Genomic DNA, 22,831 nt, shown 5'->3' on the forward strand with positions numbered 1-22,831 from the left:
AACAAGAACCACCGGCGCCGAGGTGGGGGCTGGGACTGCTGCCCCCACCTCGTCGGTGTTTGGGCTGATCGGTAAAGAACAGTTGACAGAAAGAGGCGAGATGACAAGGGTTCGACAGCACAAGACCGCGCTGAAGGCTGTGGCCTGGACTGCAGGCATCGGCGCCCTGGCCCTGGTGCTGTCCGGGTGCGAGGCACCCAGCGGCGGTGACTCGGAGCTGGTCATCGGCACGGAGAACCTGGGCGGGTACAACCCGGTCAACGGGTACTCCGTCGACGGCAACTCGCCCTTCTACGATGGTCTCCTGCGTCTGCAGGAGGACTCGGGATCCGGTGCGATGCCCGAGCTCGCGCCGGCACTGGCCTCAGCCCAGCCGAGTGCGAACGAGGACTCTACGAAATGGACTGTGAAGCTGCGCGATGACGTCACCTTCTCCGACGGAACGGCGCTGGACTCCAAGGATGTGGCCGCCACCTACGAGGCGATCATCGACCCGAAGTCGGCTTCCGAATCCGTCGACGCCTTCCGCATGATCAAGGACGTCAAGACCCCAGACGAGCACACTGTCGTCTTCGAACTCGACGAGCCCACACCGAGCTTCACCTCCCGCCTGGCTGTGGGAATCCTACCGTCGGAAGCCATCGAAGAGGGCACACCCGCGGCGGACTGGAAGGTCAACTCCGCACCCGTGGGCACCGGTGCGTACACCCTCGATTCGCTCAACGCCGACACCGCCGTGCTCAAGGCCCGCGATGACTACTGGCGCACCACCCCGCAGGTGAAATCGGTGACCCTGCAGGGATACTCCGACACCTCGGCCCTGGCCGCCGCGGTCAAGGACGGGAAGGTCTCCGGCGCCGCTGTGCCCCCGCGTTCGGCGGAGAAGATCAAGGGCGAGGACCAGAAGATCTATACCGCACGCACCGCCGACTGGCGCGGACTCACCCTGCCGAGTGACATCCCGCTGACCTCCGATGCCAGCGTCCGAAAGGCTCTTAACTTAGCCATCGACCGGGACAAGGTCGTCGACGAGGTGCTTGGCGGTCACGGCACGCCCGCCTCCACCCCGGTCGGCGAATTCTACGGCGACGCCTACGAACCATCCGCCGCATTCGACCACGATGTCGAAGCGGCGAAGCAGCTGCTCGACAAAGCCGGCTGGAAGGCCGGAGGCGACGGGCCGCGGAGCAAGGACGGTACACAAGCCGTCATTGACGTCACTTACCCGGCCGGGGACACCGTGCGCGGAGACATCGCCGCCGAAATCGCCGCCCAGCTCAAACCTCTGGGCATCACGATGAAGGTCAAGGCCATGGAATGGGACGAGATCGAGAAGGACATGGCCAACCTGGCGATCGTCTACGCCGGCGGAGAACAGCCCTACAACATCGACCACCAGATCAGCGCTTCCCTGCACACCCATACGAAGACCTCGGGGGTCTTCGACAATCCCTCGAATGTCGAGGTCCCGGGTGCCGATAAGCTGCTCGACCATGCCGCGGTCGAGACCGATGAGAAGAAGGCCGACGCCGACTACCGGTCCGTGCAGGATAAGTACATGGACGCACCCAGCTACCTCATCGTGGCCTTCCTCGAACACACCTACGTGGCCGACACCCAGGGTTGGGACGTCCCGAAGACCACCTTCGAACCCCACGTCCACGGCTCCGACTGGGGCCCCTGGTGGAACCTGGCCGACTGGAGGAAGAGCTGAGGCAGCCCCGATCGAGCAGGTCGGCGGGTCCGTCCCGCTCACCGGCACACATCCTGCGCCGAGGTGGCATCATCCTCGGCGGGATGATCCTTGCCCTGCTCGCCGGCGGGGCCGGAGTCTTCGCCCTGGCCGCGATCTCCCCGGCCAATCCACTAGCACACACGGTGGCCGGGTGGGAGTTCGCCTCGGCGCAGGCTCGTGCGGACCTCGTGACCGCCTATGACACGGGCGGCTGGTTCGGGGCCTGGTGGCAGTGGATGGTCACAGCGGTGACCACGGGAGATCTCGGATATTCGCGGATCCTCCATGAGCCCGTCGCCGAGGTGGTCGCCGGCAGAGGCCTCAACACCGTGGCCGCCACGGCCACCGCCGTGGTGCTCACCGGGGTTATCGTCGCCGTCGTCTGCATCCTGTTGGCGCGGTTTCCCGGTCTCGCGCATAACCCGGTGACCTCGGGGGTCATCGGAGCCTGGTTAGCTGTGCCTTCCTTCCTCATCGCGCTGCTCATCGTCGTGGGCTTCGGGTCCCAGCTGCCCAACCCCGCGACAAGCGCACCGATCACCCTCATCCCGGCAGTGTCGTTCACGATCGCTCTGGCTTGGTCGGCGATGCTCATCGCCGCAGCCAGGTCGGCCGCCGCCGAGGTGTGGTCGACACCGTGGGCGCGAGCCCTCATCGGCCGGGGACTGCCCTCCTCAGCACGAGTGCGCACGATCCTGCCGAGTGTCCTGTCGGCTGTGCGTTCGCCCGCTGTCATCTACCTGCCCGTCGTGATCCTCGGGGAGGCCGCCGTCGAGGCGGTGCTGTCGTATCCGGGTCTGGGCAATGCCCTCGTCGAGGCGGCGGCCGGAGCCGATCTGCCGCTGCTGGCGACGGTGACAGCGCTCGCGGCCGCGCTGACGACAGGTCTGGTGCTGCTCGTGCGTTCCCTGGGGCAGGTGCGTGAGGCACGGTTGGTCGGCGCGGGTACGGCAGCGACCTTCGGTATCTCGACGGTCGGGGTGAGCTTATGAAGATCCGTCCCACGGCCGTCATCGTGCTCGGGTGTCTGCTCGTGTTGCTCATCTGCGGACGATTCCTTCCCGGTCAGGACACGGATTTCGCCCGGGCTCTGACCCCGCCGGGGGATGGGGGAATTCTCGGCACCGACCATTTCGGGCGCAGCGTCGCCGTGACCGTGTGGAACGCGGCCGGCGGATCGGCGCTCGCCGCCCTCTTCACCGCGGTGGTCACCACGGTGATCGGTGCCGGGATCGGCGTCGTGTCCACCCTGTCCTCGGCCTTGTCGAAGGTCTCGACCGGGCTGCTCATTGCGACCCTCGTCGTTCCTTCGATGCTCTTCACCTTCATCGTCGTCGGACTCCTCGGGGGTGGGCGAACTGCGATCATGGTGACCGTGGCGCTGACCCACTGGCCACTGGCCGCTCAGCTCATCGGACCGAAACTGCGGGAGGAATGGAACTCCGGATGGGTTTGTTTCGACCGTCGCCTCGGCGCCAAGCGAGCACAGATCCTCAGGTGGCATGTGCTGCCAGCGGCGGCCGGTCGGGTATCGGCGGCGATGGCCGTGATCTTCCCTTCGGCGGTCGTCCATGAGGCGACGACGGCGTTTCTCGGAATCGGTGTCGACCCTTCGGCCGTGTCGTTGGGGCCGCTGATTGCCTGGGGGCAGTCGGAAATGAACCTCGGGGCATGGTGGACACTGCTCGTGCCGACGGTGGCGCTGATGATTCTGCTGCTGCCGCCGACGGTTCTCGCCCGCCGACTTGGTGAAAGGCCGCGATCATTATGACGAAGTCGAAGTCCCTGCGACAGGCGGAGTCGACGTCCGTCCGGCGGGAGGAGAAGCTGGATAACGCGGCGGTAGCTGATTCGGCAGCGTCGGACGATGCTGCGAGGCCTGACGCTGCGAAGCCTGACGTGGCGAGGCCTGACGCGGTGCTGCCGAACGAGTCTGCGGAGCCGAATGAGACTGCGGTCATGCGCATCGCCGACTGCACGCTGAGACTCCCTGACACTGATCAGGTGCTGTCGGCACTCAACCTGGAACTGCGCACAGGGGGCGTGACCTGGATCGTCGGCGAATCCGGCGCCGGGAAGTCCACGCTGTGCAATCTCCTGGCCGGGCTGATTCCGGCCGGGGCCAAGTCATCAGGCACATTGGAATTCGCGCCGGATGGTACTGCGGATGGCGGCAGGGTTGGCGGCACAGGCGTCCACATCCCACCACACATCGATTTTGCGACGGGACGAGGTCGCAGAAACCTCACGAGGTTGCGCAGGAAGGGTGTCATCGCGTGGGCTCCACAGAATGCGATGGACACTTTCCCTCCGCGGATGCGGCTGCGCGATTGGTTCGTACGTGCCAGGATCGAGGCTCCCGACCTCGAACCGTTCGGATTGGAGACCGCGATGCTGCAGAAGTTGCCGCACCAGTTCTCCGGCGGGCAGATCTCCCGAATCTCCTTGGCCGCGGCCATGGCCCGAACGCCCCGCCTGCTCGTCTGCGATGAACCCACCGCAGGTCTCGACCCGGACCAGGCCGACGCAGTGGTGTCCATCCTCAACGACCATGCGAGAGGAAGGGCCGAGCGTGCGCACCGACGGGCGGTCCTGGCCGTCACCCATGATCTCTCGGCGGTGCAGCGCAACGCTCATGCCGATGATCGTGTGGCGGTGATCTTCGCAGGCCACATCGTGGAGAACTGTTCGGTCGCCGACTTCCTCTCTGGAGGGGCCTGCAATCCGTATGCTCGAGCATTGGCCGCCGCTGCCCCGGCCGCCGGAGCTCACCCGCTTCCCGTAATGGATGAGCCGCGACCTCGACCATGGACATATCGCGCAGGCGACGAACTGGTCCGTCTCAACGCCGGTAATCCAGAGCCAGGCCATCGGCAGGGAGGTGGCGAACATGGAGCTGCATGAGGTCGTCATCGATCACGGTTCCACCCTTGTGGGACCAGTGACCGCGGCCATCCCGGAAGGACAGGTGACGGTGCTTCAGGGGCCCTCGGGAAGCGGGAAGACAAGCCTGTGCCTGGCCATGACCGGGTTCCTCACTCCCGGCCGCGGTCACATTGAGGGGGAAATCGGTGTCCTTGTTCCTCAGAATCCCCGGGAATGGCTCAACCCCAGGCTCAGGGTCTCTCAAGTGCTCGAGCACACGATGCGCATCCGCAGGACGCAATCGAGCGACCCCGCTCACCAGGGACCGGGATTACGTGCCGCTCGACCCTCCGAACGTGCCGCTGACGCTGCAGAACGTGCCGCTGACCGTCCGTTGGACGGCGACCTGGACCGTGACGAGCTGCTGGCTCTGGCATTGCTGGGTCCCGAAATCGCCGAACATCGCTGCGGGGAGCTCTCGGGTGGGCAGGCCGCGCGAGTGTGCATTGCCCGCGCGCTGGCCAGCGGCATCGACACCATCGTCTGCGATGAACCGACCGCGGCACTGGACTCCTCAAACGCGGCACGCATCGCTAGGCTGGTCAACAATCTTGCGGCCACGGGGAAGACGATGGTGTGGGCGACCCACGACAGGGACCTCGTTGCGGCGACCGACAGCGGTCATTCCTTCGCCCTCTGAGCCCCGCGGGCCGTGATGCTTATGAGGTGAGTAGACCCCACCCCTCATTGCTCAGAGCTCAGAGCTCAGAGCTCAGAAGATCTGAAGCTCAGACTTCCAGACGCTCAGACGCTCAGGCGCTCACTTCGGGGCGGACTGTGGCCCACTTGCGGACAGCGACGATGAGCATGGCGATGAGGCCGATGATGAGCAGACCATCGGCGGCGATGTAGAACAGGTGCAGGCTCGACCCGCCGTCATCGACGCCGGCGAGCACGGCATCCGTGCGTTTGTTGAGCAGCGGTCGGATCACGGTGACCTTGATGATGAGGACAGCGATCATGCCGCAGGCAAGCCACCGGTAGGCCCTGCCGATGTGGTCCTTGAGCACCGACCACAGCAGGATCACGGCGATGACGATCTCCACCCAGTTCATGGCAGTGAAGACCAGTCGGCCGATGCCTAGCCCCAGTGGGATCGTGATGCCTGGAGCAGTGAACTTCAGCGGCGCCTCGATGAGTGAGATGCCGATGATGAGACCCAGCCAGACGGCAGGAAGAATGATGCGGGCACCTGCAGAGAGCCGGGTGTCTTGAGAGCTGAAAACATTGGCCATGCCTCGAATTTTACTCTCGGTAGAAGACGTGCGGTATCGACTCGCAGAAGCCACCTCGCTCCCCAAGCCGATACGCGCGCACTGGAGCTCTAGACTGGTGCTCATGCGTCTGTTCTCCAACGCCGTCGTGCGAACTTTTGCTCCTTCCTCTCCGGGGTCGGATGCTGCCACACTAACCGCTGCCGCTGACACGGCACCTGACTCGATCCTCGTCGACGGGGAGACGATCGTGGCCGTGGGCACCAGAGCGGAACTGCTCGACATCGCAGCCCAGGAGTCCTCGACGACTGCAGCGCTCGCCCCGGCGGGCGGAATCGGTGCCACCACGGTGATTCCGGGCCTTGAAATCGAAGAGATCGACTGTGCCGGCCAGGTCATTCTGCCCGGCCTCGTCGACGCGCACATGCACTCGGTTCACTACGCCGATTCTCTGACCGACCTCGACCTCTCGAACGTGCGCTCCCTCGCCGAGGCGGTCGACGCGATCCGTGAACGCGCCAGTTCGATGCCGTTCGGTGAATGGGTGGTCGGCTCCGGGTGGGACCTCAACAAATGGGATGACCCGCGCTATCCCGACCGGGAACTGCTTGATCAGGCCGTGCCTGACCATCCGGTGGCAATGTGGTCGGTCGACCTCCACACGCTCTGGACGAACGCTCATGGCCTGGAGATCGCCGGCATCGATGACCTCACTGCGGATCCTTTCGGTGGAGAGTTCGTTCGCGATGATGAGGGTGTGCTGACTGGCCTGGTCCGTGAGGACGCCACCGACCTGGTGGCCAGATTCATCCCCGAACCCACCCGCGAAGAACAGGTCGAGCGACTCGACCGCACGCAGAAACTCTTCCTCTCCCAGGGACTGACCGGGATCCACGACTTCGACAGCATCGCCTCAACCCTGGGGTGGTATGACCTGCGGGAGGCCGATCGTCAGCACATCCGTGTGACGAAGTATCTGCGCTCACCGGAGGTGCCCTGGGCGATCGAAACCGGTTGGCACACCGGCGACGGCGATGACTGGCTGCACCGAGGCGGCTTGAAGCTGTTCTCCGATGGAGCCCTGGGCTCGCACACCTGCCACATGTCCTCACCGTTTCTCGAAGCGAGCGCCCACGACGAGGAAGTTGCGCCTGAAGAGACGAGCGCCCACGAAGAACCGAGCACGCCCGATGAGCCCTCCGGTCAGGAGACTTTCACCTATCCCGGTACTGTGCCCGAGGATGCTTTGAGCAGCGAGCCGGACGACGCCAACTACGGGATCACGCAGATGTCAGAAGACGACCTGTTCGAGAACGCACGCTGGGCCACCGAAGCCGGCATCTCGGTCGCCATCCACGCCATCGGCGACCAGGCCAACCACCATGTGCTCAACGTCTTCGACCGTCTGCGCCAGACCACGAAGGAGGCCGAGGAACGCTTCGAGCGCCCACTGCGCCACCGGGTCGAGCACGCTCAGTTCATCCAGCCTGCCGATGTCGCCCGGTTCGCCGAACTCGACGTCATCGCCTCGATGCAGCCCCGCCACTGCATCTCCGATCTGCACCTGCTCCACCTCATCGACGAATCCGCCCAACTCGCTGCCTACGCCTGGCCAGATCTCCTGACAGCCGGGGCTCATGTGGCATTCGGATCCGATGGCCCGGTCGAGCCCGCGAACCCCTTCGCTGCGATCTATGCGGCGATGACCAGGGCGAACATCTCCGGCGATGCGAGCACGAGTTTCCAACCTCGTCGTCGGCTCTCCGCAATCGAAGCGGTCCGGCAGCACACCTTGGGCCCGGCCTATGCCGCAGGACTCGAAGATCGCCGAGGTTATCTGGCACCGGGCATGGACGCTGACTTCATCGTCGTCGACACAGATCCCTGCGTCGCTGCGGGATTGAAGTACTCCGCGGGTACGCACGATGCTTCGGCCCCGCTCGATCACGACAGTCCGCTCGATCACCACGACCGATATGCGCACGACGGCCTACTCGGCTACGAGTCCGAAGACGCACTGTTCGCCCATGCCGAGGCGATCCGCGATACCAGGGTTGCACTGACCGTGGTCGGTGGTCAGGTGAAGTACTCCGCCTGACCGCTCACCTGCCACCTATCTGCCACGCCAAAGCTGTCCCAGACTGCCGAAAAGGACCCCGCACATGCCCCGTTCGTTCACGGCTCAGGCACAGAAGATCGACGCCGCCACCCCTGACTCCCGCAATCGCGAAGTCGATTTCCTCCGCGCAGCAGCGATCACCGTCGTCGTGCTGGGTCACTGGACGATCATCGCGGTCAGCGTCACCGGAGGCATCGAGCCGCATGGCCTGCTCGATGAGGCGCGCTGGACGCACCCGCTGACCTGGCTGTTCCAGGTGATGCCGATCTTCTTCCTGGTCGGCGGCTATTCCAATGCTCTGTCCTGGCGTTCGGCGAGGCGGAAGGACGTCGGCTACGCCGAATGGCTGCGCGCTCGCCTGCGTCGTCTGGGACTGCCCCTCATCCCACTTCTGCTCGTCTGGCTGGCCACCTGCATCATCGCGTTGAGCCTCGGGGCCGAACCGGCAGCTGTCCAGCTGGCATCGCAGATGGCTCTGGTGCCCACCTGGTTCCTCGCCGCTTACCTGATCGTCGCGATCGTCGCCCCGCCCTGCCTGGTGCTGTGGGAGAAATGGGGCTGGTGGTCGATCGTCCTCGGCATCGCTGCAGCGGGAATCATCGACATCATCAGCATCTCCACCGGCAGCACCCTGGCCGGTTACCCCAACTATCTGCTCGTCTGGGCCAGCTTCCACCAATTCGGCTACGCATGGCTCGACGGCAGGCTCTCGAGCCTGAAACGCTGCCTGCTGATCTTCGTCATCGGCGCCGTGGGACTGGGACTTCTCGTCGGTCTCGGCCCGTACCCGGTCTCGATGATCACCGCCGGTACCGATACGATCTCCAACTCGGCCCCGACCAGGGTGACCATGGCCTTCCTCGGAATGGCACAGGCAGGAATCGTGCTTATGCTGCAGCGACCGCTGGCGGCACTGCTGCGCAGCCCCGGGCTGTGGATGCTCACTGTCCTGGTCAATCAGCGGATCATGACCTGGTTCCTCTGGCACCTCACCGCACTGACGGCACTGGCCCATATGCTCCTCGCGCTCAACGCCGAGGCCTTGCTGCCCACCCCACTGAGCGGCGTCTGGTGGCTGACCAGACCCCTGTGGTGCCTGGGGCTGCTCGCGATCACCGGCGTCCTCGTAGTGATCTTCGGCCGGTTCGAGTCTGCGCAGCCCGACGATCGCCCTGCTCCGCCGGTGTGGATGCCGATCCTTGCCGCGGCAGCGATCTGCGTGGGACTGGCGATCATGGCCGATGTCGGCATGGTCAACGCCACCGGGGTGACCTGGATCTGGCCGCTGCTGCCGCTGGTGGGCATGATCGTCTTCGGCGTCGTCAGACTCCCGCGCAGGCGCTCCTACCGAGACTGAGCCGCCGGGGCCAAGACTGAGCTCTCAAGATTGAGCCGCAGACAGAATTTGGAGGGAACAGAACACTGATTTCTGTCATAGAAATCGCACTTCTGTTCCCTCCAAATCCGCTGGGCCGCTGGGCCGCTGGGCCGCTGGGATTTCGTCACCTCGACGCTGGCCTGGGTGATCAGATGTGGCGACCGCCGGAGATCTCGGTGACGGTGCCGGTGAGGTAGCTGGAGAGGCCGGAGGCCAGGAACAGCACCACCGAGGCGACCTCTTCGGGCTCGCCAGGACGGCCCAGCGGGATCTCGGAGAGCTTCGAATCGATCACGTGCTGCGGCATGGCCGCGGTCATCGCGGTGTTGATGAAGCCGGGCTGGATCGCGTTGATGCGGATGCCCTTGAACGCGACCTCCTTGGCCACGGCCTTCGTCATGCCGACGATGCCGGCCTTCGCTGCGGAGTAGTTCGACTGGCCGAGCATGCCGACCTTGCCGCTGATGGATGAGACGTTGACGATTGCTCCGCCGCGGTCCTGTTCGCGCATGAGACCGGTGGCGACCTTGAGTCCGTTCCAGGTTCCGCGCAGGTGCACGGAGATGACGTCGTCGAATTCCTTCTCGGTCATCTTCCGGATCGTAGCGTCGCGGGTGATGCCGGCGTTGTTGACCCAGATGTCGACGCCGCCGAAGGTCGTCGTTGCCGTCTCGGCGAGCTTTTCAGTGTTCTCCAGTGAGGCCACATTGCACACGACACCGGCAGCTGATTCCGTACCGCCGAGTTCCTCAACGGCTGAGCGTAGGCTCTCCTCGTTCATGTCGCCGAGGACGACCTTCGCGCCGGAGTTCACGAGGCTGCGGGCCATGGCCAGGCCCAGCCCCTGGGCGCCGCCGGTGACGACGGCAACCTTGCCGGTGAGCAGGCCGGGGATCTCGGAGATCCCCTGTGCGGTGGAAGTGGTGGGTGCATCAGTCATAGGGTTCTTCCTTCTTTGTGGGTGGATGAGTCAGCTGTACGTGAATCATCTGCTGTGCGTGAGGATGAGTTACAGGTTGAACTGGGGTTTGTGGGCGCCCTTGAGCAGCTGCCGGGCGACGACGACGCGTTGGACCTCCGAGGTGCCTTCGTAGATGCGGAACAGGCGAGCATGGCGGTAGAAGCGTTCGACCGCGGATTCGCGCATGTAGCCCGTTCCGCCCTGGATCTGCACACCCTTGTCGGCGATGCGGCCCAGAGCCTCGGAGGCGAAGAGCTTCGCGGAGCTGGGCCCGAGCTTCCGATCCTCATCGGCGTCCCAGCGCTTCGCGGCCGCGAGTACGAGAGCCTTGGCGGCGGCGACCTCGGTGTAGATGTCGGCGAGCATGGCCTGGACCAGCTGGAACCGGGCGATGGGCTCTCCACCCTGTTTCGCCTCGGCGGCATAGTTCACGGACTCGTCGAGGATGCGGGTGGCCTGGCCCACGCAGATCGCTGCGATGTGCAGGCGGCCCTTGTTCAGTGAGGCCATTGCGGCGTAGAAGCCCTTCTCCTCCTCACCGCCGATGAGGTTGGCGGCCGGGACACGGACGTCGTCAAAGAAGATCTCGGAAGTCCAGGCACCGGCCTGACCCATCTTGTTGTCATGAGCTCCGAGCGTGACACCGGCCGTCTTCGTAGGCACGAGGAAGACCGAGATGCCCTTCGAACCCTTCGCGTTCGGGTCGGTGCGGGCGAAGACCATGAGGACGTCGGAAGATTCGGCGTTGGTGATGAAGCGTTTGCTGCCGTTGATAACGTAATCCTCACCCTCGCGCACAGCTCTGGTGCGCATGCCCGAGGGGTCGGAGCCGGCCTCGGACTCGGTCAGAGCGAAGGAAGCGACGACATCGCCGGACGTCAGCTTCAGCAGCCATTCGCTCTTCTGCTCATCCGTGCCGTAATTGACCAGTACCTGCCCGGCGATGCCGTTGTTCGTGCCGAACACGGACCGGAACGACGGTGTCGTGTAGCCGAGCTCCATTGCCAGCTGGGCGTCCTGTTCGGCGTTCATGCCCAGCCCGCCGTACTCCTCGGGCAGAGCCCAGCCGAAGAGCCCCATCTCGGCGGATTCCTTGATGATCGTCTCCGGGATGGCGTCGTTGGCCTCGATGTCGAGTTCGATGGGGACGACCTTCTCGCGGACGAATTCGCGGACGATCGAGAGGACGTCATCCAGTTCCGAAGTATCCATTCTTCGTTCTCCTTATGTGGTGAGGCGGGGTGTCAAGGTGATGTAGTCGCCGAGGTGGTCAGAGGCTGTCGAGCCAGGCGCGGACCCGATCGGAGTCGGCCCCGAGCTCGGGCGGCGCGAGATCGTAGGAGACCTCGGACTTGGCCAGACGGATCGGATTGCGGATCGTGGGAATGACGCGCTCGCCCTGACCTGTGTCGACGATCGGGTCGAGGCCGAGGTCCCGGGCGCGTTCGACACCCTGGGAGATCGAGTTGATCGGGGCGCAGGGCAGGCCCACGGCCGTGAGCTTCTCAAACCATTCCTGAGCGGTGTGGGCTTGGAGCGCTTCGAGGAGTTCGGGTTCGAGCTCGTCACGGTTGGCGTTGCGGGCCTTGGCCCTTGCAAAGCGTTCGTCTTCGGCCCAGTCCGGTCGCCCGAGGGCCTTGGCGAGAGTCGCGAACTGACCGTCGTTGGCCGCAGCAACGATGAGCTCGCCGCCCTTTGTCGCCATCGGCTGGTACGGGTAGAGGCTGGGGTGGGCGTTGCCCATGCGCGTCGGTGTCACACCTGCGGCGGCATAGGCTCCGGACTGATTTGCAAGGCCCGACATCGCCGAAGACATGAGGTTCGTTTCCACCAGCTGACCTTCGCCGGTGAGATGTTTGTGTTGGATCGCGGCCATGATGCCGATCGTCGTGTGCAGTCCGGTGATGACGTCGAAGACTGCGACGCCGGCACGGTAGGGGGAGCCCTCGGGGCTGCCGGTGACGCTCATGAAACCGGACATCGCCTGGACCAGCAGATCGTAGCCGGGCAGAGCATTGTGTGCACCGAAGCCAGTGACCGAGGCATAGATGACTTCAGCGTTGGCGTCCTTGATCGAGTCGTAGTCGAGGCCGAACTTCTTCAAGCCGCCCGGTTTGAAGTTCTCGACGACGATGTCGGCTCTGGCAGCGAGCTTCTGGGCGATTTCGAGGTCATCGGCATCGGAGAAGTCGAGCACGATGTCGAACTTGTTCCGATTGATCGACAGATAGTAGGTGGCATCGTCATCACGAACCGGTGGGCTCCAGTTCCTCGTGTCGTCACCGCCCGGACCTTCGACCTTGATGACCGTGGCGCCGAGGTCGGCGAGCATCATCGTGGAATAGGGGCCGGCGAGGACACGGGAGAAATCAACGACGACTTGGCCCGAGAGAGGACCGTTGCCAGCGCGTGGGAGGAAATCGGCGATGGACGCGGCCTGATCTCTCGCGGTCGTCCCGTGATCCGCTGGTGCCTGGCTCGTGGCTGTCTCGCCATTCATCGATGAACGCTCCCGGTGATTCTGCTCGACTCTGAGGTTCCTCAGAGTGTTTCACCCCACAATATAGCAATATGAGTAATAATGAGAAGTGATTATTATCTGTAATGGTATTTAAGCGAATGCAGGATCTGTGTGCGGTCGTAGGTAGATGGAGAGCAGAACATGATGGAGATTCAGCAGGTGCGTGCCTTTCTCGCCGTCGCCGAAGAGCTGCACTTCGGCCGTGCCGCTGCGCGGCTGGGTGTACTCCAGCCCCCGCTGAGCCGTACGATCAGGGCTCTCGAGGACGACCTCGGGGTCTCCCTGTTTCAGCGCACGACTCGGAACGTGAGGCTCTCGTCGGAGGGTGAGGCGCTGATCGAGCCTGCGAGAAAAATGCTCGAATACCAGAGTCTTGCGGTCGATTCCGTCCAGCGGGCGGCAGCGGGGGAGACCGGGCGCATCAGCTTCGGTTTCGCCAGGTCATCCTCGCGGGCTCTGGCGGCTGCCCTGGTGACAGCCTCGCGAGGGCGGAGTCCGGGCATCGTCTTCAGCCTCGAGTCCAACGTCTTCGCTGAGGAGGGTCTAGCCAGGCTGGTCGACGGAACCCTTGATCTCGCTTTGGTCCGATGGGACAAGCAGCCGCCTGGGGTGACGGGGCGACCGGTCATGATCGAGCGTCTGTGCGCCGCACTGCCCGAAGGTCATCGGCTGGCAAAACATTCCTCTCTGCGCGTGGATGAACTTGCTGACGAAGACTTCATCGCCCTGCCTGCCCATCCCAGCTCGACGCTGCGAGAGAACACCCTACGGCTGTGCCACGAGGCCGGCTTCACCCCTCGCCTGGCTCAGGCGGCGCCGGATTCGCAGACGATCGGCGCCCTTGTTGCAGCAGGACTGGGTATCTCGATCACCTTCGACTCGGTCTCGGCGAATACGCGTGAGGCGGGAACCGTGGCCGTACCCCTCGATGTCGAGCAGGATCCCTCGACTCTGTACCTGGCGCATCGGACCGGTCATGGCAAATCGTCGCTGGAGGCAGTGCTCGTCCTCGCGGAGGAGGTTCTGCCGACCGTCGTAACAGAGTGAGTGCCGCGCGTTGCCTCGATGCGCCTTACCTTGTGGCGCGGCGCCCATCGTCGGGCTGCGTCAGAGCGTCGCGTTCCACGCATCGAGCCTCTGCCGCAGGATCCCTGAGGTCATCTCGGTCCGACCGATGCCGTGGTAGTTGGGCAGCCAGGTCTCAACACGTTCGTGGGCTCGAGCTGCTGCTTGCACATCCCAAGCGTGGATATCACTGATTGTGCGTCCCAGCAGTCGTTCGTACTCCTCGAGGAAGAGTCCGGCAGCCTCGGGGGAGCCGAGGAGCACAAGGTCCTGTCGGCACCACGCCATATCGACTCCGCGCGGACCTCGGTGTGCACCCGACCAGTCGACGACTCCGGCGAGCCCGCCCGCCTTCCATAGTGCATTCCCACACCAGAAGTCCGAGTGAGTGAGTACTGGATCACGCATGTCCAGACAATCCCATTCTCGCTGAGCACGGAGTGCAAGATCAGAATGTCCGTGCGGGGGCTCTGCAGGAGTGGGTCTCAGCCCGCTGCCGTCGAGTGTGTGGATCCGCACCAGTGCAGCCGCCATCTCAGTGGCGATCACTGCTGGTGGCAGCTCGCGGTAGGGTGCAGTGCCGGCGACCCGCGAGGTCACGATGACGGGATCGCGCAGATCATCGCTGACTGCGATCAGTCGGGGAACCCAGTCACCCAGAGGTGATATCCGGTTGAGGATCTCAGCTTCCCTGACGGCCGAATCGTCATGGGCAGGGAAGGCGCGGACGACGAATTCTGTCTTTCCGTCGCTCGCTAGCAGGGTGGTTGCGTGCTGACCGCCGGTGAGGAAATCGACCAAGATCAGCTCGCGCCCGATAAGGTGGGAGGCGCTGCGGACCAGCCTGACTGCATCTGCGCTGAGCGGAGCGCTTCTCATCCTGTTGGGTTCTGCGGCTGGGATTGTGCTCCGGCCGCGAGTCCGTCGAGAAGCAGATCGAGGAGGCGTTCGCGCTGAGCGGGAGAGTCCCCGGCGACGGCGTGGCCGAGCTGGATTCCTATGAGCGAAGCCGTGACGTCCTTTGCGTCGATATCATTGCGAAGCACGCCGGCGCTGCTTCCCGCCGAGAGGAAGGCGGCGATGGTTTCAGTCACGCGAGAGCGCGTGTCCGGGGTGGCGATGGTGCCGGCGGCCCATCCTGAACGCAGCGTTTCGAACATTCCGTGCTTGAGCTCTACGAATTGGAAGTAACGTCCCGCCCAGATGTGCAGTGCCCTGTCGGCGGGGTAATCCTCAAGGAGGCTCGGAGCGGCTGCGATGACCGCGTCCAACTCTGCCGCGTAGAGGGCATCAACGAGTGCCTCGCGGGTGGGGAAGTGGCGATAGAGGGTTCCGATGCCGACTCCTGCGGCCTGCGCGATGGCGTCCAGTGACGCACCGGCGTCCCCGTCTGAGTAGGCATCGCGAGCCGCGGCGAGGATCTTGCTGCGATTGCGGAGTGCGTCGGCCCGCATGGGTGCTCCTGGGATTAGGTCGGATTCAGGGTTCATAAACGGAGGACACTCCGGTAGCGTAGTGCCCACAAAGCGGAGGAACCTCCGCTCACTGCCGATTATCACATAGGAGGCTCTCATGAGCACTGCCGAAACGAGACGCGACGCAACGATCGAGCTCGCCGGTCGCACCATCTCCAAGGTCGGATACGGGACCATGCAGCTTGAGCGCCTCGGCGATGATCCGCAGGCAGCGATCGGGGTGGTTCGGCGAGCAGTCGACGAAGGGGTGGGAGTGATCGACACCGCTCATTTCTACGGTGACGGGTTCGTCAACGACATTCTGCGGCGAGCGCTGACGGACGATGATGAGATCGTGATGTCGACGAAGGTCGGGGCCGAATACGATCCGGCGGGTGCGATCCCGCTCCGTCCGGCGCAGAAGCCGCACCAGTTGCGAGCGGGTGTCGAAGATAATCTGCGAAGTCTCGGTGTCGAACACATCGATCTGCTCTTCCTGCGCCGTCTCGATGCGGGGCCCGGAATCACTGCGGAGGGTGACCAACTGGTCGCATTGGACGACCAGCTGGCGGAGCTGGAACAGCTGCGGGCTGAGGGCAAGATCGGTCACATCGGACTGAGTGGCATCACCGGCGACTCCCTCGACGAGGCAGTTCTCGGAGTGACCGCTGCCGTGCAGAACAACTTCAGCCTCGTCGATCGCAGCGACGAACCGATTCTCCGTGCGTGTGCCGACAACGGGGTGGTGTGGATGCCGTTCTTCCCTCTGGGAGGAGCGCAGCCGGGCATCGCAAAAGTCGGTTCGCATCCTGTCATTCGTGACATGGCGGCAGCATCGGGCATCACACCGGCGCAGCTCGGCTTGGCATGGCTGCTGCACCATGCGGCGAATACCGTACTGGTTCCCGGCACCACTTCCATTGCTCACCTGAGGGAGAACCTCGCTGTCAGCGAGATCGAACTCTCCGCCAAGGTCATGGATCAGCTCGACCAGCTCGACTGGCCCGGCCAGCTCGACTAACTTGACTAGCCCGAGTGGCGAATGCCGGTTCGAGTGGCTGCTGCGACCGCCTTGGCGACATGGGCCATAGCGGATTGAGCCACAGGTTGACGGTCGGTCCCGCGCACACTTGACTCCTGCAGCATCCTCTTCAGGCCGGCCGCATATCGCCGGGCCATCATCTTCTGCGCTGCAACAGACATCGGAGCGAAGGCTCTCAGCAGCGGGTGTCCGGGAACGGAATCCGAAGTGATGGAGACACCGAGGCGACCGTCCGATCCGAGGGACGCGAGGAACATCTGCTCCCCAGACTCGAGGTGCCCGGGCAGAGTGCGATAGACGAAACCCGCTGCAGATTCTGCGTCGATGACCTCGATGACTTCGCAGGTTCCGACCGGAATTGTGAGCTCGCGTCCGCGCAGACGTGGTGCAGGCAGCGGCCAGGTCGGATTGAGCCAGAGATTCACGACCTGACCGACATGAACACGACGGACCGGACGCGCGATGACACCGGCAGACTCCTGCAGCTTCCACGTCAGGATCGCCTCCCTTGCCATCGGGAACACCTCGGCCGGTCCCAGGTCGAGGGTCTGCTTCAATCGGTTCATCCGTTATCTCCTGATGCTGCCGGCCAACTCGTCCTTGTGATTGTCGGTCGCTCCTGCCTACGATACAAACACAGCACTGAGCGAACGCTCGGTTAACTCGACGGACGATGGAGTTCACGCATGACAGAACACGCCAGCACCCAAGACCAGACTCACCTCGGCGCGCGATTCGCCGGTCAGGTCGCACTCATCACCGGTGCCAGTCGTGGAATCGGACTCGGCATCGCCAAGCGGCTGCAGGCAGAGGGTGCCACCGTCATCCTCACCGCCCGAAAACCCGAGGCCCTCGCCGAGGCGGTCGCGCAATTCCCCGAAGGCACTGCCCTGGCTATTGCCGGGAAGTCCGATGACCCCAAGCACCGCGCGGAGGTCTACGACACGATCGCGGAGAAGTTCGGTCGACTCGATGTGTTGGTCACGAACGTGGGCATCAACCCGGTCTACGGTCCGCTCATCGACCTTGATCTCGATGCCGCTCGCAAGATCCTCGACGTCAACGTCATCGGCACGCTTGCCTGGGTGCAGGAGGCAGTCCATCACGAGAAGCTGGGCTTCCGTGAGAACAAGGGGCGGGTCGTGAGTATCTCCTCCGTAGCTGGTCAGGTTCCCAGCCCCGGCATCTCCTTCTATGGCATCTCGAAGGCAGCGGTGTCACACCTGACGAAGTCCCTGGCCGTCGAACTCGGTCCTGATATTCGCGTCAATGCTGTGGCCCCAGCAGTGGTCAAGACGAACTTCGCCACTGCGCTCTACGAAGGCAAAGAAGAGGAAGTCGCCTCCGCCTACCCAGCCAAGCGTCTCGGCACCCCCGAGGACATCGCCGCTGCAGTGGCCTACCTGGCGTCCTCGGATGCCGACTGGATCACCGCCCAGGTGCTCACCGCCGACGGTGGAGTCATCACTGCCGGCGGAAAAGCCTAGCCGGTCAAGGATTTCGCGGGAACAGAACCTCGATCGAATCAACGAATTTCGAGGTTCTGTTCCCGCGAAATCCTCGAATACGTGAGTGCGAACAGTCCGAGCTCCGCGTGAGCTGGGACCGCTATCTCGCCGTTCGTCCGACTGGCCTAGTAGCCAGCCCAGTGATCGGCCCAGTGACCGGCCCAGTGACCGGCCCAGTGACCGGCCCGGCGACCGGCCCAGTGACCGGTCCAATGCCCTGCTCAGGACCCGGTTCAGGGCCCAGTCCACGGTGTTTGTCCGCCGTGATCTCACCCACTAGACTTGGCCCTATAAGTACATAGCCACATCAGCAACAAGTAAAACCAGCAACAAGCAGAACCACACAATTGAATACTGCCGTTAAGACATGACGTGGGAGAGCTGCTCAACTGTCGCAACCACCGGTTGCCCGAACAGTGCGAAGCAGCGCCGTAGGTGCAATTCCCTCCCCGGGAAACTCTCAGGCCCAGTACCACCGATTGCAGGCATATCTGAAGGACCGCTACCGCGCTCGCGCGTTGTCAGTCCGACAGAACGGGGAGGACCACCACTGCTCAGTGCGTCCTCCATAGGCGGGCGCGACACCGACCCGAGGACGGCATGACCAGTTCACACGCCCACACAAGTTCACTCGCGCACACCACCGCCCCCACCGGAGACACCGAACGTCCCTTCTCCGACCGGCACATCGGCCCCCGCGCCGACGACACCGCGGCCATGCTGGCCGAACTCGGCTACGACTCCCTCGAAGCGCTGTCGGCCGCAGCCGTCCCAGAATCCATCCAGATCGACGGACTCGACCTGCCCACCGGCCGCTCCGAAGCCGAGGTCCTCGGTGACCTCCGCGCGATCGCCGGCCAGAACGTCATGCGCACGCAGATGATCGGCCAGGGCTACTACGACACGATCACCCCGGCCGTCATCCGCCGCAACCTGGTCGAGAACCCCGCCTGGTACACCGCTTACACCCCGTACCAGCCCGAAATCTCCCAGGGCCGCCTCGAAGCGCTGCTGAACTTCCAGCAGGTCGTCCAGGACCTCACCGGCCTCGACATCGCCAACGCCTCCCTCCTCGATGAGGCCACCGCCGTCGCCGAGGCCGTCCTCCTCATGCGTCGAGCAGTGAAGAAGGGGACGACCGTCGTCCTCGACTCCGAACTCCATCCGCAGACCATCGCCGTCGTCCGTGCCCGAGCGAAGGCTATGGACTTCCGCGTCACCGTCGCTGACCTGGCCAAAGGCCTCGTAGGCGAAGATATCTTCGGCATCGTCTGTGCCCAGCCCGGCACCACCGGAGTCATCCGCGACTTCACCGAAGCCGTGGACGGCGCCCACGATCGCGGCGCACTTGTGACCTTCGACGCCGACCTCCTGGCCCTGACCCTGCTCAAGGATTCCGCCTCCCAGGGCGCCGACATCTCCGTGGGCTCGGCCCAGCGCTTCGGTGTTCCCTTGTTCTTCGGCGGACCCCACGCCGGCTTCATGGCCGTGAAGTCCGGCCTCCAGCGCCAGCTGCCCGGCCGCCTCGTCGGTGTCTCCAAAGATTCCCAGGGCAAACCCGGTTACCGCCTGGCCCTGCAGACCCGTGAGCAGCACATCCGCCGCCAGAAGGCGACGTCCAACATCTGCACCGCGCAGGCACTGCTGGCCAACGTGGCCTCCATGTACGCCGTCTATCACGGCCCCGTCGGCCTGACCCGCATCGCCTCCCGCATCCACCGCCTGGCCCAGGCCTTCGGAGCGTGCGCGGACACCGCACCCGGCGCCGAGGTGGTCAGCCGCGAATTCTTCGACACCGTGGCCATCCGCGTCGCCGACGCAGAAGCAGCCAGAGTCGTGTCCGAACGCGCCGGTTTCAATATCCGCGTCATCGACGACTCCACCATCGGCGTCTCCTTCGGCGAACCACACTCGGTCGCCGATGCCAACGGACTGCTTGAAGCCCTGGGAATCATCGCCCGCATCGACGAAGCGGACTTCGAAGCCGCCTCGGCGGGGACATTCGGTGCCAATCATGTTCCGACCCCAGCCTTCGACGCGACCTTCCACCGCGATACCGAGTTCCTCACCCACCCCGTCTTCAGCGCACACGGGTCCGAGACCTCGATGATGCGTTACCTGCGCACCCTCGCTGACCGGGACCTGGCGTTGGATCGGACCATGATCCCGCTCGGCTCGTGCACGATGAAGCTCAACGCCGCGGCGGAGATGGAACCCATCACCTGGCCGGAGTTCGCTTCCATCCACCCCTTCGCCCCCGTCGAGCAGACTCATGGCTGGCGAAACCTAATCACCCGTCTGGAGAACTCGCTCGTCGAGGTCACCGGCTATGACCGTGTGTCCCTGCAGCCCAATGCAGGCTCTCAGGGTGAGCTGGCCGGGCTGCTGGCGATCCGCAACTTCCATGTGGCCAACGGTGACGCCAACCGCGACGTGGTCCTCATCCCGCAGTCGGCTCACGGCACCAACGCCGCATCTGCGGTCCTGGCCGGACTCAAGGTCCAGGTTATCGCGACCGCCGAGGACGGCTCGGTCGACATGGCCGACCTCGACGCGAAGATCGAGAAGAACGCGGACAATCTCGCTGCGATCATGATCACCTACCCGTCGACCAACGGCATCTTCGAGTCCGAGGTCCGCGACGTCTGCGAGAAGATCCATGCAGCCGGCGGCCAGGTCTACGTCGATGGTGCGAACCTCAACGCCATGGTCGGTCTGGCCAAGCCCGGCGAGTTCGGCGGCGACGTTTCCCACCTCAACCTGCACAAGACCTTCTGCATCCCCCACGGTGGCGGCGGACCCGGTGTCGGACCGGTCGCGGTGCGCGAACACCTCGCCCCGTACCTGCCCGGCGATCCCACCGCGGCCGAACTCGTGGCCGGTGCCGAGGATGCCCACGAACTGCCGATCTCGGCCTCGATGTTCGGCTCCGCCGGCGTCCTGCCGATCAGCTTCGCCTACCTTGAGCTGATGGGCGGCGACGGACTGCGCGAGGCCTCGCGTGCAGCACTGCTGGGGGCGAACTACCTGGCGGCCAAGCTCCACGATGTGTTCCCCATTCTCTACTCGGGTGAGCACGGACTCGTCGGCCACGAAACCATCCTCGACCTGCGCGAGGCCACAGCGAAGTCGGGTGTGACCGCCGAGGATGTGGCCAAACGCCTCATCGACTTCGGTTTCCACGCCCCGACCCTGGCGTTCCCGGTCCCCGGGACCCTGATGGTCGAACCGACCGAGTCCGAGGACAAGGACGAACTCGATCGCTTCATCGAGGCCATGCGCGTCATCCGCGCCGAGATCGATTCGATCGGCGACCAGTACACCTACGAGGAGTCGCCGCTGGCCGGTGCCCCACACCCAGCCACCGTCGTGATGGATGACTGGGATGCCAAGTACTCCCGCGACACCGCTGTGTTCCCGGTCAAGGGATTGCGTCAGACCAAGTACTTCCCGCCGGTCAGCCGCATCGACGGTGCTTATGGCGACCGCAACCTGGTGTGCACCTGCCCACCGCCAGAGGCCTTCGAGGTCAACGATGGAGAGGACGACTGATGAGTACCGAGAATTCGACGCGCGAGACCCCACTGCACGGAATCCATGAGCAGCTGGGTGCATCTTTCACCGACTTCGGCGGATGGGACATGCCGCTGAAGTACGGATCCGAACTGGCCGAGCACCGAGCCGTGCGTGAGGCAGCAGGCATCTTCGACCTCTCCCATATGGGAGAAGTCCGCCTCACCGGCTCCGATGCCGCCGCTTTCCTCGACTACGCGCTCGTGGCGAAGTACTCGAAGATGAAGATCGGCAAAGCCAAGTACGGTGTGCTGGTCAACGAAGCCGGCTACATCCTCGACGACCTCATCACCTACCGGATCGCTGACGAAGAGTTCCTCATCGTCCCGAACGCCTCGAACACCCCGACCGTCGTCGCGACCTTGAAGGAACGCCTGCAGAACTTCCTGCAGGGGGAGTCCCCAGGTGCCGATGCCAAACTCTTCGACGAGTCAGAGGACACGGCACTCATCGCCGTGCAGGGGCCGAACTCCGCGGCCATCATCCTTCGGGCCCTCGAGGAGGGTGCACATGGGGAATTCGGGCCCGCGACCACCTCGGCGGACGGATCGACGGCCAACGATGCGGCCGTCGACGGCTCCGGCGATGATTCCTCGGTGAACTCGACAGGGATCACCGTCGGCGAGGCGGTCCGGGAGCTGAAGTACTACGCATGGATGCCGCTGACGATCGCGGGCATCGACCTGATGCTCGCGCGCACCGGCTACACAGGCGAGGACGGCTTCGAACTCTACATTCCCAACATCGCAGCCGAGCGTTTGTGGGAGACCCTGACAACCGCGGGAGTCGACTACGGCCTCGTGCCCTGCGGCCTGGCCTCGCGTGATTCGTTGCGCCTGGAAGCCGGCATGCCGCTCTACGGCAACGAACTCAGCCTCGAGACCTCGCCCTGCGACGTGGGTCTAGGCCGCATGATCGGGTTCAAAACGAAGGAGAACTTCGTAGCTCGTGACGCGTTGGCCAAGCTGGGGGAGACCGAACCGGCACGCGTGCTCGTCGGCCTCACCTCCGCTGGCCGCCGCGCCGCACGGTCCGGGGCAACCGTCTTCGCTTCTGCAGATGAGGTCGGTGCCGAGGACGGCACTGCCGTCGGAACCATCACCTCCGGACAGCCCTCGCCGACGCTGGGACACCCCATCGCCCTGGCGTTCCTCGACCGCGGGCTGGGCGATCCGGGCACACCCGTGTTCGTGGACATCCGCGGCAAGTCCCACGAATTCACCGTGGCCGAACTTCCGTTCTACAAACGCGGCGAGAACTGATCCACCGAACCTGATGTTGTTGCCCCCGGTGGCTCGTACACTGGGGGCACCTGCTCACCCATACAGCTGTCAAC

General features: G+C 64.3%; 19 protein-coding genes and 1 riboswitch. Of the genes, 12 read left to right on the plus strand and 7 right to left on the minus strand.

Annotation, left to right across the window (positions count from 1 at the left end; all coding sequences use genetic code 11):
- Positions 1 to 100: 100 nt before the first annotated feature.
- Genes INT29_RS08405 through INT29_RS08425 form a run of 5 tightly spaced genes read left to right on the plus strand, consistent with a single transcriptional unit; the run spans position 101 to position 5,300 of the window.
- Complete coding sequence (locus INT29_RS08405) at positions 101 to 1,714, plus strand: ABC transporter substrate-binding protein (protein ID WP_180959001.1); 1,614 nt, start codon at positions 101 to 103, stop codon at positions 1,712 to 1,714.
- Positions 1,684 to 2,727 (plus strand): ABC transporter permease subunit, encoded by a 1,044-nt coding sequence (locus INT29_RS08410; protein ID WP_145997442.1) that lies wholly within the window; start codon positions 1,684 to 1,686, stop codon positions 2,725 to 2,727. Before INT29_RS08405 ends, INT29_RS08410 begins: the two co-directional genes overlap by 31 nt.
- Positions 2,724 to 3,506, plus strand: a complete 783-nt coding sequence (locus INT29_RS08415; RefSeq protein WP_101573199.1) for an ABC transporter permease — start codon at positions 2,724 to 2,726, stop codon at positions 3,504 to 3,506. The genes INT29_RS08410 and INT29_RS08415 overlap by 4 nt, the downstream gene beginning before the upstream one ends.
- On the plus strand, positions 3,503 to 4,639 hold the full coding sequence (locus INT29_RS08420; protein ID WP_101573201.1) for an ATP-binding cassette domain-containing protein: 1,137 nt from the start codon (positions 3,503 to 3,505) through the stop codon (positions 4,637 to 4,639). Before INT29_RS08415 ends, INT29_RS08420 begins: the two co-directional genes overlap by 4 nt.
- On the plus strand, positions 4,626 to 5,300 hold the full coding sequence (locus INT29_RS08425; RefSeq protein ID WP_180959002.1) for an ATP-binding cassette domain-containing protein: 675 nt from the start codon (positions 4,626 to 4,628) through the stop codon (positions 5,298 to 5,300). Before INT29_RS08420 ends, INT29_RS08425 begins: the two co-directional genes overlap by 14 nt.
- A 112-nt stretch (positions 5,301 to 5,412) precedes the next feature.
- Here INT29_RS08425 and INT29_RS08430 read toward each other — a convergent pair whose 3' ends face one another.
- Complete coding sequence (locus INT29_RS08430) at positions 5,413 to 5,895, minus strand: hypothetical protein (RefSeq protein ID WP_101573205.1); 483 nt, start codon at positions 5,893 to 5,895, stop codon at positions 5,413 to 5,415.
- 103 nt (positions 5,896 to 5,998) lie between these two features.
- Here INT29_RS08430 and INT29_RS08435 point away from each other — a divergent pair, with 103 nt between their 5' ends.
- Together INT29_RS08435 and INT29_RS08440 are read left to right on the plus strand one after the other, a co-directional pair.
- Positions 5,999 to 7,972, plus strand: coding sequence for an amidohydrolase (locus INT29_RS08435; protein WP_180959003.1), 1,974 nt, complete (start codon positions 5,999 to 6,001; stop codon positions 7,970 to 7,972).
- A 64-nt stretch (positions 7,973 to 8,036) separates the two neighbouring features.
- Positions 8,037 to 9,350: an acyltransferase family protein gene (locus tag INT29_RS08440; protein ID WP_101573209.1), complete on the plus strand. Its 1,314-nt coding sequence runs from the start codon at positions 8,037 to 8,039 to the stop codon at positions 9,348 to 9,350.
- Positions 9,351 to 9,519: 169 nt separating this feature from the next.
- Here the strand turns inward: INT29_RS08440 and fabG are convergent, their stop codons facing one another.
- The 3 genes from fabG to INT29_RS08455 form a co-directional block, all read right to left on the minus strand.
- Complete coding sequence (gene fabG, locus INT29_RS08445) at positions 9,520 to 10,311, minus strand: 3-oxoacyl-ACP reductase FabG (protein ID WP_101573211.1); 792 nt, start codon at positions 10,309 to 10,311, stop codon at positions 9,520 to 9,522.
- Between the two features lie 69 nt (positions 10,312 to 10,380).
- On the minus strand, positions 10,381 to 11,544 hold the full coding sequence (locus INT29_RS08450) for an acyl-CoA dehydrogenase family protein (protein ID WP_101573213.1): 1,164 nt from the start codon (positions 11,542 to 11,544) through the stop codon (positions 10,381 to 10,383).
- Between the two features lie 58 nt (positions 11,545 to 11,602).
- Positions 11,603 to 12,832 carry a CaiB/BaiF CoA transferase family protein gene (locus tag INT29_RS08455; protein WP_101573214.1) on the minus strand — a complete coding sequence of 410 codons (1,230 nt, stop codon included), beginning with the start codon at positions 12,830 to 12,832 and terminating at the stop codon, positions 11,603 to 11,605.
- 162 nt (positions 12,833 to 12,994) lie between these two features.
- On the opposite strand from INT29_RS08455, the gene INT29_RS08460 reads away from it, so the two are divergent.
- Positions 12,995 to 13,900 carry a LysR substrate-binding domain-containing protein gene (locus INT29_RS08460; protein ID WP_101573216.1) on the plus strand — a complete coding sequence of 302 codons (906 nt, stop codon included), beginning with the start codon at positions 12,995 to 12,997 and terminating at the stop codon, positions 13,898 to 13,900.
- Between the two features lie 60 nt (positions 13,901 to 13,960).
- On the opposite strand, the gene INT29_RS08465 is transcribed toward INT29_RS08460, so the two are convergent.
- Both INT29_RS08465 and INT29_RS08470 read right to left on the minus strand, forming a co-directional pair.
- Positions 13,961 to 14,797, minus strand: a complete 837-nt coding sequence (locus INT29_RS08465; protein WP_193071359.1) for a phosphotransferase family protein — start codon at positions 14,795 to 14,797, stop codon at positions 13,961 to 13,963.
- Positions 14,794 to 15,372, minus strand: coding sequence for a TetR/AcrR family transcriptional regulator (locus INT29_RS08470; RefSeq protein WP_226841746.1), 579 nt, complete (start codon positions 15,370 to 15,372; stop codon positions 14,794 to 14,796). The genes INT29_RS08465 and INT29_RS08470 overlap by 4 nt, the downstream gene beginning before the upstream one ends.
- A gap of 118 nt (positions 15,373 to 15,490) precedes the next feature.
- Here INT29_RS08470 and INT29_RS08475 point away from each other — a divergent pair, with 118 nt between their 5' ends.
- Entirely contained in the window at positions 15,491 to 16,393 is a 903-nt protein-coding gene (locus INT29_RS08475; protein WP_101573222.1) for an aldo/keto reductase, read from the plus strand.
- 5 nt (positions 16,394 to 16,398) lie between these two features.
- Here the strand turns inward: INT29_RS08475 and INT29_RS08480 are convergent, their stop codons facing one another.
- A complete protein-coding gene (locus INT29_RS08480; protein ID WP_101573224.1) occupies positions 16,399 to 16,980 on the minus strand; it encodes a DUF1990 family protein in 582 nt (193 codons plus the stop codon).
- Positions 16,981 to 17,100: 120 nt separating this feature from the next.
- Between INT29_RS08480 and INT29_RS08485 the strand changes: the two genes are divergently transcribed.
- From INT29_RS08485 to INT29_RS08500, 3 genes are all read left to right on the plus strand, one after another.
- Entirely contained in the window at positions 17,101 to 17,901 is an 801-nt protein-coding gene (locus INT29_RS08485; protein ID WP_193071360.1) for an SDR family oxidoreductase, read from the plus strand.
- Positions 17,902 to 18,285: 384 nt separating this feature from the next.
- Positions 18,286 to 18,407: riboswitch (glycine riboswitch) on the plus strand.
- 115 nt (positions 18,408 to 18,522) lie between these two features.
- Positions 18,523 to 21,474, plus strand: coding sequence for an aminomethyl-transferring glycine dehydrogenase (gcvP, locus tag INT29_RS08495; RefSeq protein ID WP_193071361.1), 2,952 nt, complete (start codon positions 18,523 to 18,525; stop codon positions 21,472 to 21,474).
- The gene (locus INT29_RS08500; protein WP_193071362.1) at positions 21,474 to 22,757 is read left to right on the plus strand and encodes an aminomethyltransferase family protein; all 1,284 of its coding nucleotides are present in this window, start codon (positions 21,474 to 21,476) and stop codon (positions 22,755 to 22,757) included. Before gcvP ends, INT29_RS08500 begins: the two co-directional genes overlap by 1 nt.
- The last annotated feature ends 74 nt before the right edge of the window (positions 22,758 to 22,831 follow it).

Source organism: Brevibacterium sp. FME37 (assembly GCF_014897485.1).
Lineage (GTDB): Bacteria > Actinomycetota > Actinomycetes > Actinomycetales > Brevibacteriaceae > Brevibacterium.